This window comes from Micrococcaceae bacterium Sec5.8, from assembly GCA_039636775.1.
GTDB lineage: Bacteria > Actinomycetota > Actinomycetes > Actinomycetales > Micrococcaceae > Arthrobacter.
The window spans coordinates 3,224,969-3,237,742 of the sequence record CP143429.1 but is presented as its reverse complement, the minus strand read 5'-3'; the positions used below and the strand labels follow the sequence as shown (position 1 = coordinate 3,237,742).

At 66.9% G+C, this 12,774-nt stretch carries 8 protein-coding genes; 1 reads left to right on the top strand and 7 read right to left on the bottom strand.

Features of this window, described 5'->3' with window-relative positions:
• The first annotated feature begins 30 nt into the window (after positions 1 to 30).
• Positions 31 to 1,389: a Dyp-type peroxidase gene (locus VUN84_14825; protein XAS63552.1), complete on the top strand. Its 1,359-nt coding sequence runs from the start codon at positions 31 to 33 to the stop codon at positions 1,387 to 1,389.
• 200 nt (positions 1,390 to 1,589) lie between these two features.
• Here VUN84_14825 and VUN84_14820 read toward each other — a convergent pair whose 3' ends face one another.
• From VUN84_14820 to VUN84_14790, 7 genes are all read right to left on the bottom strand, one after another.
• Positions 1,590 to 3,806 (bottom strand): S9 family peptidase, encoded by a 2,217-nt coding sequence (locus VUN84_14820; protein ID XAS63551.1) that lies wholly within the window; start codon positions 3,804 to 3,806, stop codon positions 1,590 to 1,592.
• A gap of 89 nt (positions 3,807 to 3,895) precedes the next feature.
• Positions 3,896 to 4,957, bottom strand: a complete 1,062-nt coding sequence (locus VUN84_14815; protein ID XAS63550.1) for an LCP family protein — start codon at positions 4,955 to 4,957, stop codon at positions 3,896 to 3,898.
• A gap of 106 nt (positions 4,958 to 5,063) precedes the next feature.
• The gene (locus tag VUN84_14810) at positions 5,064 to 6,485 is read right to left on the bottom strand and encodes a glycosyltransferase family 2 protein (GenBank protein XAS63549.1); all 1,422 of its coding nucleotides are present in this window, start codon (positions 6,483 to 6,485) and stop codon (positions 5,064 to 5,066) included.
• Positions 6,482 to 7,567, bottom strand: coding sequence for a HEAT repeat domain-containing protein (locus tag VUN84_14805; protein ID XAS63548.1), 1,086 nt, complete (start codon positions 7,565 to 7,567; stop codon positions 6,482 to 6,484). The genes VUN84_14810 and VUN84_14805 overlap by 4 nt, the downstream gene beginning before the upstream one ends.
• Position 7,568: 1 nt before the next feature.
• Entirely contained in the window at positions 7,569 to 9,197 is a 1,629-nt protein-coding gene (locus tag VUN84_14800; GenBank protein XAS63547.1) for a response regulator, read from the bottom strand.
• Complete coding sequence (locus tag VUN84_14795) at positions 9,194 to 9,577, bottom strand: response regulator (protein XAS63546.1); 384 nt, start codon at positions 9,575 to 9,577, stop codon at positions 9,194 to 9,196. The genes VUN84_14800 and VUN84_14795 overlap by 4 nt, the downstream gene beginning before the upstream one ends.
• Complete coding sequence (locus tag VUN84_14790; GenBank protein XAS63545.1) at positions 9,570 to 12,728, bottom strand: ATP-binding protein; 3,159 nt, start codon at positions 12,726 to 12,728, stop codon at positions 9,570 to 9,572. Before VUN84_14790 ends, VUN84_14795 begins: the two co-directional genes overlap by 8 nt.
• Positions 12,729 to 12,774 lie beyond the last annotated feature (46 nt).

The following is a 12,774-nucleotide window of genomic DNA, read 5'->3' as shown; positions in this document are numbered from 1 at the left end:
AGATTCAGGGCACGGTTCCGGCGCGAGCGCGTGCGCCTTGACCTCGGCGACATCCAGGCGATGATCCTGCGGTCGCGGCCGGAGCCCTACGTCGGCGCCCACGCGATGGTGCACATCGATGACGCCGCGGGCGGCCGTGACCTGATCGCCCGGCTGGCAGCGCACATCCCGTCGGCCAACGACTGGGCCGAGGACCGCAGCGCCTGGACCGGTGTGGCGATCAGCCACGACGGCCTGCAGGCCTTGGGTGTGCCCGACGACTCGCTCGCCAGCTTCCCCCTGCCGTTTCAGCAGGGCATGGCCGCCCGTGCAGAGCAACTCCACGACTACGGCATCGACGCGCCCGAGAACTGGGACGAGGCTTTCAGCCCCGGCACCTGCCACATCGCACTGACCATCTACGCCCAGGACCAGAATGCCCTGGACAAGGCGCTGGACACAGCAATGAGCGAACTGGAGCGCTCGACCGGCGTGACGCTGATTGGGGTCCATCGGTTCGGGGCGGACAAAGACGCGAAGAACCCGTTCGGTTATCGTGACTCGATCTCGCAGCCGACCGTTGCCGGCAGCGGAGTAGACGCACAGCCGGGGCAGGAGCGGGCGATCGCCGCGGGCGAGTTCATCCTTGGCGAGAACAGCGAAACCGGCGTTCCGCTAGGCACCCCCCAGCCGTCCGCGTTGGGCGACAACGGTTCGTATGTGGTGCTGCGTAAGTTCGTGAGCCGGGTCGGTGCCTTCAACGACTACCTCAGGTCGCAGGCCGAGGACGCCGAAAGCCAACATCAGCTCGGCGCCAAGATGTTCGGCCGCTGGCGCAGCGGCGCACCGCTGGTGCTCTCGCCCGATCACGACGACGAGGAACTGGGCGCAGATCCGCAGCGGAACAACAACTTCGACTTCAAACAGGACCCGAAGGGGCTGATGTGTCCCCATGCCAGTCACATGCGCCGCCTCAACCCGCGGGACAGTCCACTCACGATCTTGACCGACGTCAACATTCACCGCATCATCCGCAGATCTTCGACCTACGGCCCAAAGTGGACGCCGGAGGTGACCGCCGCCGATGATGCGCGAGAGGACCGCGGGCTGTATTTCATCTTCATCAGCGCGCGCGCCTTCGACACGATCGAATTCATGCAGCAGGAGTGGATCAACGGCGGCAATTTCGTCGACCTCGGGATCGAGTCGGACCCGATCGTCGGACGGCACGACGACACCAACAACTCCTTCACCATCCCCGCCGAACCCGCACGCAGGAAGGTCAGAGGGGTGACCACCTTCAACCGGATGGCAGGAGGGGAGTACATGTTCATGCCGTCGCTGACCGCGCTTCGCTGGATCGGCGCCCAGGGCTGGGCCCAAGTGAGCGGCCCACAGCGGCCGGCTTAGGTTGGCGAAACCCGGTCCTCGCGCGACGCTCCCGCCCAGTTGCCACTGCCCGCACCACCGGGGAACCGCGGCAACGCCCGGAAACACGCGGCTCCCCGTGGCTGAGCGGGCCTCCGGCTGCGAGCAACTGGGCTGGAGCGCCGGCATCCCGACGACGCAGCAGTCGATCCCACAGCAGTCGATCCCACAGAGGGGAGGGCCTACTTGAGCCCGGCCCCCGGAAGGAGTTCCGCGGCGCCCAGGGAGTCGGCGACGAAGGCGTAGTCCCACGCGCGTTCCTTCCACTGCACGTAGCGGCCTGACGCACCACCGTGGCCGCCCTCCATCTCGATCTTCATCACGATCGGCTCGCTGCCGGTGTTCAGTTCGCGCAGCCGCTGCACCCATTTGGCAGGCTCCACGTAGAGCACCCGCGTGTCGTTAAAGGAGGTGACCGCCGCGATCTTGGGGTAGTCCACCGCGCGGACGTTCTCGTACGGCGTGTAGGACTTCATGTACTCGTACACGTCCCGGTCGGTGATCGGGTTGCCCCATTCCTCCCATTCCAGCGCGGAGAGCGGCAGCTCGGGATCCAGGATGGTGGTCAGGGCGTCCACGAACGGGACGGCGGCCACGATCGCCGCGTACTTCTCCGGTGCCAGGTTGGCCACAGCGCCCATCAGGAGGCCGCCGGCGGAACCGCCCATGGCCGCTATCCGCGCCGGGTCCACCCAGCCGGATCCAGCCAGCCAGTCGGTGGCCGCGATGAAGTCCGTGAAGGTGTTCTTCTTGCGCAGCTTCTTGCCGTCGTCATACCAGCGCCGGCCCAGTTCCCCGCCGCCGCGGATGTGCGCGATCACAAACACGACGCCGCGGTCCAGCAGGGAGAGCCGGGCGATGCCGAAGCTGGGATCCATGCTCATCTCGTAGGAGCCGTAGCCGTAGACCAGCCCGGCCGCCGTGGAGTCGCACGCCACGGAGGCATGGCGCAGCACCGAGAGCGGGATGCGCGTCCCGTCGGACGCCACTGCCCACTCCCGTGTAGCGACGTAGTCCGCGGCGGAGTAGCCGCCCAGGACCGGGCTTTCCTTGCGCAGCAGCAACTCGCCGGCGGGCTGCTCCGCGGTGGGCAGTACAAAGTCGTAGACCCTCGACGGCGTGAAGTAGGAGGTGTAGCCCATCCGGATCACGGGGGCCTCGTAGTCGGAGCCGGCGACGCCCGCGGTGTACAGCTCCTCGTCAAACGCCGGCTCTACCGGGGCGCCCTGCGCCGGGGTGCCCAGCCCGGCCAGCGGCAGGACCTGCACCCGTTCGATCGTGTCCTTCCGGATGGAGACCACCAGGTGGGTGGAGGTGACCCCGGCCCCGTTGACGCGCACCTGGTCGGAATGGCCGACGACGCTAGTCCAGTGCTGCTCGGCCACCGGCTTGGCGAGCTCGGCCGGGTCCACGAGCGAGACCATCGAATTGATGGCGCCCTTGTTGTGGGTCAGCAGGATGGTTTCGGTCCGCGCCCCGGAGGCGTCGGCCAGAAGGAAAGGCTCGGCCTCGTAGAGGATGCGTTCGTCCCGGGAGATCACGGTGCGGAGTCCGGCCTCGAGGGCGTCGAAACGCAGCAGCCGGGTCTCGCTGAATTCGGAGCAGCCGATGCCCAGCACCAGGTGCCGCCGGTCGGCGGAGAGTTCGAAGCCAAGCCACATGGCGACGTCGTCCTCCTGGTAAATGACCTCGTCGGACTCGACGGGCGTGCCGAGCACGTGGGACTTCACCTGGTAGGGCCGCCAGGCGTCGTCCACCACGGTGTAGAAGATCCGCGTGCCGTCGGGGGAGAAGGAGATGCCGTAGAAAATGTTCTCGATCACGTCGGGAAGGAGCTCGCCGGTCCGCAGGTCCTTGATGCGCAGCGTGAACCGCTCGTCGCCGGCGTTGTCCACGGCGTAGGCGTAGAGGGCCCCGTCGATGCTCACGGCGGCCCCGCCGACGGCGAAGAACGGTTGGCCCTCCGCCTCGATGTTGCCATCCAGCAGGATTTCCTCGCCTTCAATGCCGACGCCGACCTCGACGGCGGGAGGCGTCCAGTCCGCGACCCGGTGCCCGGTGTCCTGGGCCCGGACGCGGCACTGGATGCCGTATTCCTTCCCTTCCACCGAGCGGGTGTAATACCACCAGCCGTCCTTGCGGTTGGGAACGGAGAGGTCCGTCTCCTGGGTGCGGCCTTTGATTTCCTGGAAGATTGCCTCCCGCAGCGGCTCCTGGGACGCGGTAACGGCTTCCTGGTAAGCGTTCTCCGCTTGGAGCAATGCCACCACTTCCGCTGATTCCTTGTGCCGCAGCCACTCGTAGTTGTCCTCGAAGGCGTCGCCGTGGTGCGTGCGGACGGCGGGGATTTTCTTGGCAACGGGGGGCTGCGGGGAGGGCCGCACAGGAGTCTGGGTCATGGCACCAATCTACCGCCCCGACGGGGGCGGGATGCCCATAGCCAGCGCCGCCGCGGGCCCGGCCGCCGGGGTGGCCAGGTGATGAAAAGTCAGTTCCCGTTCTGTAGGTTGTTGGCGGCGATGTACTCGGGCAGCGTCCCGGCGGTCAGGGCGGCGGCGACCGCAGCGGTGGCTGCACGATCCTGCAGGACGATGGACTGGCCGTCGCTGCTGGTTCCGGTGCCGGCGGTGGGAAGAGTGAAAAACACGGCGTCGCCGGCCGGTGTGCTCCGCAGGCTGAAGGCCAGCCGTTCCAGCGTCTCCACTGTAAGACCGGGGTCCACGGTGACGTGGGGGAGGACGGTTGCCACCAGTTGCTTCACGGTGTTGCGGTCCGTCAGGCTACCCTCCGCGGCCATCTTGGCCATCGCAGCCTGGATAAACGCCTGCTGGTTCCGGACCCGCTGGTAGTCGCCGTCGGCGAACGCGTGGCGCTCGCGGACAAAGGCGAGGGCCTGGACGCCGTTGAGCCTGTTCACCCCCTGCGGAAAGGTCACGAAGTCATCGACTGTCCCCTGGAACGCCTGTTTGATGTCGACGTCGACACCGCCGAGCGCGTCGGTCAAAGCAGCGAAGCCCTGGAAGTCCAGCATCACCGTGTGGTCGATGTGCTGGCCCAGCAGCGACTCCACCGTCCGCGTCATGAGCGGCACGCCGCCCAGTTCGAGTCCGGCGTTGATCTTGGCGGCCGCGTGCCCGGGGATGTCCACCCAGAGGTCGCGCATGATGGAGATGCCGTAGACGTGCTGGCGGTCCGCCGGGAGGTGGATGAAGACGAGGGCGTCCCCGCGCTGGTCCGAGGCTGAGCCAGAGGCCGCGATGGCCCGTTCGTTTACCCGGCTGTCGCTGCCGATCAGGAGAATGTTGAGGGCGTCGGGCGGCGGATCCGGGGTCGGCGTGGGGGCGGGCGGTGTCTCCTGTGCCGGGGCGGAGGTTTGCGCCGGGGCGGCGGTTTCGGTGCGCGGCCGGCTCAGCAGGAACGCGGCAAGGGCCACGGCGAGAACCACCAGCCCGGCAGTGACGGCGATGGCAATGGTGCGACGGCGGTTCCTCCCACCGGATGCCGCGGCAGGGCCGGCGGCGGCGTCAGCTGGTTCCGGAGTGGTTCCCATGGCCGGACACTACCACCGCGACCAATTCAATCGGACGGGTACAAGGACACGTGTGGAAGCCGGCGGCCAGCTCAGCTGTGCTGGCGCGCGAACCGCAAGGGCCTTTTCACACCCGTGCCGGCGTCCCGAGGCCTTTCCGGCTCATGACGCCCCAGTCCTTGCTGCCCCGGGCGTAGCGCCATAGGCCGAGCAGCCGCCAGTAAACGGTGAGCTGGCGGTAGCCGACGCCCTCCACGACACTCCAGAAAAGCAGCAGCAGCAGGTCGGACCACCGTTGGTACCGCCGGTACGTCAATTCCTCCAGCGCGATGACCGCCACGTTCAACAGCACCCCCCAGCCATAAGCCACCGCCAGAAACAACGCGGCGAACGCCACATCGACCGCCCCGAGCATCAATCCCAGAGGCACCGCGACCAACCCCAGCGCCTCAACAACCGGACCCAGCAGCTCCACCACCACGTAGTAGGGGTAGACCACCACGCCCAGCGCACGGTATCGCGGATTGAACACCACACCCCGGTGCCGGCGCAGCACATCGGTCAGACCTCGGTGCCAACGGTCGCGCTGCCGTCCGAGCACCCGCCAGGACTCTGGAACCTCCGTCCACGCCACTGGGTCGGGTACAAAGTCCACCCGGCTCGCGGTCCCGCGGTCTTGGCCCCGGCGCCGCAGGTCTGCAATGAGTTCCATGTCCTCACCGACTGTGTCGTGAGTGTAGCCACCCACCTCCAGCACGGATTCCCGGCGAAACAGACCGAACGCGCCCGAGATGATCAGGTTCCCGCCGAGGTTATTCCAGCCCAGCCTTCCGAACAGGAACGAGCGGAGGTATTCGACGGTCTGGCAGCCTGCAAGCAGTCCCCGGGGAACCCTCGCGTCCAGTACGCGCCCGTGGGCCACCGTGGAACCATTGGCAACACGGATGGTACCGCCCGCGGCCACCACGTTCTCGTCGGTCAGGAAAGGCCGGACGATCCGCAGCAACGCATCGGGTTCGATCAGGGTGTCGGCGTCGATGGCGCACACGAGTTCGCCGGTTGCGCAGTTGAGGCCCGCGTTGAGGGCGTCGGCTTTCCCGCCGTTCTCTTTGTCCACCACCAGCAGTTGGGGATGGATTTTTGAGCGGTAGAGGCCGCGGACCGGCTGGGACTGCACCTGGTTGCGGAAAATCGGGTGGATTGGGTACAGGTCGAAGGTGCGGATGAGTACGTCGAGGGTCGAGTCTCCGGAGCCGTCATTGATGAGCACTACCTCCAGCGCCGGGTACTGGAGCATCATCAGCGCGTGGACGCTTTCAGCCACGTTCGCTTCCTCGTTGTACGCGGGCGCGAGGGCGCTGATGGTCGGTGTCACGGCGGACCCGAGCAGGCCCGCCCTGTCTTCTTGCCATACCCGCTGCCTGTGACGGCGCATGGCCGCCGTGGCGCTGATCAAAAGGGCGGTCTGGCAACCGTTGACCACAATGAAATAGGCGAACACCGCCCAGGCAAAACCTGCCAGGACCGTGGTGACGAAGTCGAGGATCATGTGATCTCCTGCTTGTTATCGGCGAACTCTTCCGGCGTGACCGGTTCCGGGGCCCGGTAGCCAGGGCTGGCGCGGTCCAGTACCTGCCGGGCCATGTCCTGCGCGAACCGGTCCGTGCTATGAAGTGCCCGCTGAAGGTACAGCTGACCGGGGGTGCCGAGCCGGGCGAGCGCCAGGCCGGCTGCGCGGCGCACTTCCCAGGCTGGATCGCCCAGCCTCTCGGCGAGCAGGGGTGAGCTTGGCCAGTGCCCCATGCCGCCCAACCCGTCCGCAGCCGTGGCCCGTACCGCGGCCGCGGGGTCAGTGAGGGACCCTTCCAGCGCCTCGACGCCGTCGGTTCCGCCACCGGAAGCGATCACCTGAGCGACGGCGGCCCGAACCGCTGGATCACTGTGATGCCGGTGCGCCAGCGCCGGACCCGTCAGGGTGGAGTCGTGGACGCGGGAGGCGATGCGGAGCACGGTTGCCAAGGAGGCCGGGGCCTCTTCGGCCAAGTGGCTGATGAGTGCGGGCACAGCATGGCTGCCCATCCGGATCAGGGCGCCTTGGGCAGTTATCCGGCAGGCGAGAGCCTCGTCGCTGAGCATCCGGACCAGCCTGGCGGTAACGTGCGGGCTTGGATGGTTCGCCGCGCCGGCGGCCGCGGCGCTGCGCACTTCCGGACGGGGGTCATCGAGCAATCGGGGGAAGGTGGCCTCGCCGGCGCCCAGGATGAGCAGCAACCGGACGCCCTGGAGGCGGCGGGGCCATCGGGCGCTGGTGCACCAGCGCGCGGAGCGCTGCGCCAGCTCCGCGTACGCGGGCAGCTCGGCAAGTCGTGCCCGGCCCACGTCGTCGACGCTGCGCGTTGCTTGGGCTACTACTTCGATTGCCTTGTCCAGCGGAAGCCTTGGAAGGGCAGGACACTCCGGGTCGCCGCCCAGAACCCGGGCCAAAGTGTCGATACTGACACGCACTGCGGGCCGCAGCCGCGCGGCGCGGACCCGTTCGAACACAGCATGGCCGAGGATGAGGCTCAGCCCGGCACCGAGGATCACGGCTTCGGCGAGCAGAACACCGGTCAGAAAGTCGTGCAGCTGCATGTCACTCTCCCAGTGCCCGGCGTACGCGTTGCATCAACACCGGCAGGCTGAACGGTTTGGCGACGTGGTCGAATGCACCCAGTTCCAAGGCATTGACGATCTCCGTCTCGCTGGAGTGCGCGGTCAGCATGATCACGCGCGTACCAGCAAGGTGGCCCGTGCTCGCCATCTGCCGCAGCACACCGAACCCGTTGAGGACAGGCAGGTCGACGTCGAGCAGGACGACGCGCGGCCGCAGCGCGGGCGGGCTGCCCGTCAGCTCGCCCGCTGCAGCCTGCCCGTCGGTGAAGAGCCGCAGCCGGTAGCCGCGCGTCGTCAAGGCATGCCTGAGCAGCTCCGCGAGCAGCGGATCGTCTTCAACGACCGCAACGTCCACATCGTAATCGGCGGCATCATTTTTGGCCGCGGGCCTGGCGGCCCGGCCGGCCGCAAGCGCAGCCGCGTCAGGACCTGCCAGCACTGCGGCCCGGAGCGCCCGCGTGCGTTTCAGCCGGTTCAGGACACGCCCCGCCAGGTCGGTGCCGACGAATGGCCGTGCCATGACGTCGTCCGCGCCGGCGTTGAAGAGGGCGGCCACGGTGGCCGCATCGTCGTCCGCCGTCAACAGGAGCACCGGCAGGGTTGCCCATCTTACGTCGCTGCGGAGTACCCGGCACAGTTCCGCTCCGCCGGCCCCGGGCAGACCCGATTCGAGGATCACCAGGTCCGGTTGCTTCTCCTCCAACACTTCCCAAAACTGCGCCGGGTCCGTCAGCCCCACCACGCCCAGCCCCGCGTCCTCCAGGGCGGCTCGCACCGAGGACACGCCAGCCGGCACGTGGTCGAGGATCAGCGCTGTGCTTTCGGGGGAACGGGGAGGTGCAAGCAGGTCCTGAACCGCGCTGAACAGCTCATCGGCGGACGCCTCAGCGCTGAGGAATCCTAGGGCTCCCGCGCGCGCCGCAGAAACCCGGTCGCAGGGTGCGTCGGACGGCGTCAGAGCCAGCGAGGGAACGGGAGGATCCAGCGCGGCCAGGCGCGCTATCAGGTCAAGGCTGCCATCACCCTCCCGAAGGTCGATCAGTGCGGCAACGGGCGGGGGCCCCTCCTGCGGCAGCCAGCTGTGTGTACCGATGGTCACGGAGTGGAAACCGCGGTCGGTGGCAGCCGCTGCCAACTGATTCCGGCGCCCCCGGCCGGTCACCGCGATGGCCAAAAGGGCAGCCGCGGTGGTGGCAGCAGCAGACTGGCCCGCCGGGATTGCCGGTCCTGACTTCGAAGAGTGGTCCACCGTGGCGTCCGCAGCGGGCGCCGGGTCTTGGCTAAGGTCTCCCCGGAGGGTCACCACCGCGTCAGTGGCTACAAGGGTCCGGTCAAAGGGGATAGGGCTCGTTCCCGCCAGGATCCCCTCCAGCGTGCGGGCCGCCTCGGAAGCCCGCCCGAAGCCGAAGGTGCCGGCGGCACCGGCGAGCTTGTGGGCCTGAGCTTCGGCGGCAACGCGGTCCTCCGGGGACAACCGCCCTTCAACGATGCCCGCCACCGCATCCTCGAGCGCAGCCACGCGGGCCAGCACCTCATCGCGGTTGTTGTTCCAGATGGTCCTGATCACCGACGTCGGGTCAATCCTGACGCCTGGCTGTGCGCCGTTCATGATTTCCAGCCCAGAATGCCCGCTATCTGGTCACACAGCGTCATGGGGTCGAAGGGTTTCGGGAGCATGCCGGCTACTCCAAGAGCGGCAAACCGGCTGCGGTCGGCCGCCTGGGTCTTTGCAGTCAGGAGGATGACCGGCACGTCGCGCGTTTCCGGGTGCTCCTGCAGCAGGGCAAAGGTGCCCGGCCCGTCCAACCCGGGCATCATGACGTCCAGCACGATTGCATCCGGCGGACTGGTGCGCGCCTTCTTGAGGCCTTCCAGCCCGGAGGCAGCTGTTTCGACGTCGTATCCGCCCACCATTTCGAGCACGGTGCGGGCAACTTCCCGGATGCTTGGGTCGTCGTCAATCAGGAGGATGCTTCGGGGGCTATCCATGGGTCACTACCTTTGCGTCATCGGTCAGATGACCGAGCAGGTTCATCACGTACTGTTCGAACTCATCCGGGGTGACCCGTCCCTTGGTAAAGAACCCGGTTTTCCCGAGACGCAACCGTTTCCGGTCCGACTCGCTGAGGTCACGGGCGCTGTAAACAGCCAACGGCACACTGCTCAGGCGCGCGTCCCGGCGCAGCTGAGCCACCACCGCGAAACCGTCCTGGTCTGGCAGCTGAAGGTCAAGCACCACCAGGTCAGGGACGATGTGGGCGCACATCGCCAGGGCTTGCCGGGCGGTGGGCGCGTGATGGACCTCGATGCCTAGCTGGCGGAATCCCTCCGTCAGGACGGCGGCCAAACCCGCGTCGTCCTCCACGAGCAGCAACTTCGGTCCCATACCCCGCTTACCGAGGGCCTCTCCGACGGCGGTCAACAGCCCAGCCGTGTCCAATGGTTCGTCCACGCAAGTGAGATCGTCAGATTCAGCCAAAAACTTGTCACCGTCGAAGCTCAGGAGGACCACGGGGATGTCCCGGGTCCCGGGATGCTCGCGCAGGCCCACGACAGCCTCCCAGTTGGCCACCTTGGGGGTCCTTTGTTCGAGCAGGATGACGGAGGGGCCGTGCTGGAGCGACTCGTCGAGCAGCCTGGCGACGGAAGTCACCTCGATCGGTTCATAGCCGTGCGGCAGAAGCATCTCCACGATACGGGCCCGTACCGACGCGTCCTCGCTGCAGACAACGATCTTCGGCCCGCTGGGCGCCTCTGCCCCCGCCTCCAGGCCCACGGCGTAGGAGTCCGGCAACGTCATGGTGAGCGTTGCACCGCAGCCAGGGCCGCTTTCAGCCCAGATCCGGCCGCCGTGCTGTTCCGCGATGGTGCGGCAAATAGCCAGGCCCAGGCCCGTTCCGCCCTTCTCCCGGGCATCCGAGCCATCCACCTGTTGGAAACGGTCGAAGATCCGCTCCAGGTCTTCGGCGGGAATACCGCGGCCCTGGTCGCGGACTTCAATGGTGAGCCCGCCCGCCTCCATACGGACCACCAACCGGACCTCCGCACCGGCGGGCGAGAACTTGATGGCGTTGCTGAGCAGGTTGGTTATGGTCTGTTCGATTCGATCCGGGTCGACCAGGTGGACGGCGGGGCGGGCATCGAGCGTCAGGTGCACCCCGGCGCCGTCGGCCATGGACCGCATCACTTCCATGGACCGTTCAGCCAGGACGGCGATATCCGTTGCCTGGACCTCCAGGGCCACCTGGCCGGAATTGAGCCGCTCGATATCCAGGATGTCATTGATCAGGCGGACCAGACGGTCTGTGTTGTGGGCCGCGATATCCACCATCTGCTTTCCTCGGGGGTTCAGTTCGCCCAGCAGACCAGCCCGCAGCAGTCCCAATGCCCCGTGGATGGACGTCAGGGGCGTCCGCAGCTCATGGCCCACCACCGAGATGAACTCATTCTTGACCCGCTCAGCAGCGTGCCGTTCGCTGATATCGCGGATCGTGCAACTAAAAACGGAGTTCTCGCCGTCGGCGGTGGTCCAGGTGGTTACTTCAGCGGGAAAGGCCTGGCCCGAGCGGTGAAGCATCGGATGTTCAAAGTGCTCTGTAGGCTTCCGTGCTTCGTCAGATCCACTGGCCAGGCCGAGCAGCCGTTCAAAGGATCCCCGTTCCCCTGCCCCTAAGACCAGGGAAAGCAAAGGCTGGCCTATCGCCTCAGCCCGGGACCACCCGAACGTTTTCTCGGCCTGGCTGTTCCATTCGGTGACCAGTCCCGCCGCGCTGAACTGCAGGTAAGCCTCGCCTGCGGATTCCAGGATCCGCCGGGTCAGTTCCTCACTCCGCTGCACGGCCGCGAAGGCGGCATGCTGCTCTGTGATGTCCAGCAAGGTGCCCACCATGACCCGCGGAGCGCCGGGTTCATGGACTATCTCGCCCCGGCTATGGACCACCATCTGGGTACCGTCGGCGCGGCTGGAACGGCACACCACATCGAGGACGCCGCCTCCCTCGGCCACCCGCGCGCAGATCTCTGCGACGCGGTCATGATCCTCCGGATGCAGCGTCGCGAACCAGGTATTGGGGGATTCCTCACCGCTGCCGGGCTGCATTCCGTAAAGCTGGTAGAGCCCCCGCGACCATTTGACGGAATCAGACCCGAAATCCCATACCCAACTTCCCAGCCGGGCGATTTCCTCGGCGCTGGAAAGGCGGCTCTCGCTGAGCTGCAGGCTGCGTCCCTGCTCAAGCTGTGGCCGGAGGTCCCGCATGATTTCCGTGACGTAGTAGCCCGCCGGGAAGTTCTTGTCGAGATGCAGATGGGAGGCGACGTCCACGGGGATCGATTCTCCGGTGCGGGACAGCAGGGTGCGTTCTCCCCGCCACTGGCCGGCCCTGACGAGCGCCGTCATGTCCTCCTCCTCGATGCGGGCCAGCTCCTCGGAGGAGAACATGTCCTGGATGGTGTAGGCGCGGATGTCCTCGTCCGCTGCGATGCCGAGCATGCTGCGCCCGCTGGTGTTCATCCACTCCACCCCGCCATCGGACCGGCCCACGACGATCAAGTTGGGGCTGTCCTCCACGACGGACACCAGCCGGTCACGTTCAGCCTGTACACGGCGGTGCTGGGCGTCCGCGGCCCGGGGTCCGCGCAGATCGTGGACGGTGATCAGGGTGCCCAGGTATCTGCCGGCCTCAGTGAGGGGGCGGGAGGTGAAGCCGACGGGCAACGGCTTCTGGTTGACGCCGCCGAGGCAGAGATCACCATCTGCCGGTGCCATGCGGCCGACGGCGGCACACAACGCGCACCCGTCGGGGTTGCCTATCTCGCTGTTCTCTGTGGAGGTCCCGGAAGCGGCGTCCCCCACCATGCGGCTATGACACAGCGCACGGTGGTGATCCTGGCCCACCAGGGCGTCGGCCCGGTCAATGCCGATCAGCTCGCAGAGTAACTGGTTGACGAACATTATCCGGCCGGCTTTGTCCACGCCGTAAACGCCATCCGCGGCAGCATTAAGCACGCGCTGAACGCTCCTGCGCTCCGCGTCGGCAAAACGCCACGAAACAAGGCCGGCCACGCCAGCCACAAGAACGCACCCGCCGCGGACGAATGCTGTGGGGACACGTGAAAGAGTGCTGAGAATACGGATCACAAAATGATTATGTCGGATATCTTCAAAGCAAAATCGCACATAACTG

Coding starts and splice junctions, on each gene's coding strand:
- VUN84_14820 (XAS63551.1), bottom strand. CDS start 3,806: ATGACCCAGACTCCTGTGCGGCCCTCCCCGCAGCCCCCCGTTGCCAAG.
- VUN84_14815 (XAS63550.1), bottom strand. CDS start 4,957: ATGGGAACCACTCCGGAACCAGCTGACGCCGCCGCCGGCCCTGCCGCG.
- VUN84_14810 (XAS63549.1), bottom strand. CDS start 6,485: ATGATCCTCGACTTCGTCACCACGGTCCTGGCAGGTTTTGCCTGGGCG.
- VUN84_14805 (XAS63548.1), bottom strand. CDS start 7,567: ATGCAGCTGCACGACTTTCTGACCGGTGTTCTGCTCGCCGAAGCCGTG.
- VUN84_14800 (XAS63547.1), bottom strand. CDS start 9,197: ATGAACGGCGCACAGCCAGGCGTCAGGATTGACCCGACGTCGGTGATC.
- VUN84_14795 (XAS63546.1), bottom strand. CDS start 9,577: ATGGATAGCCCCCGAAGCATCCTCCTGATTGACGACGACCCAAGCATC.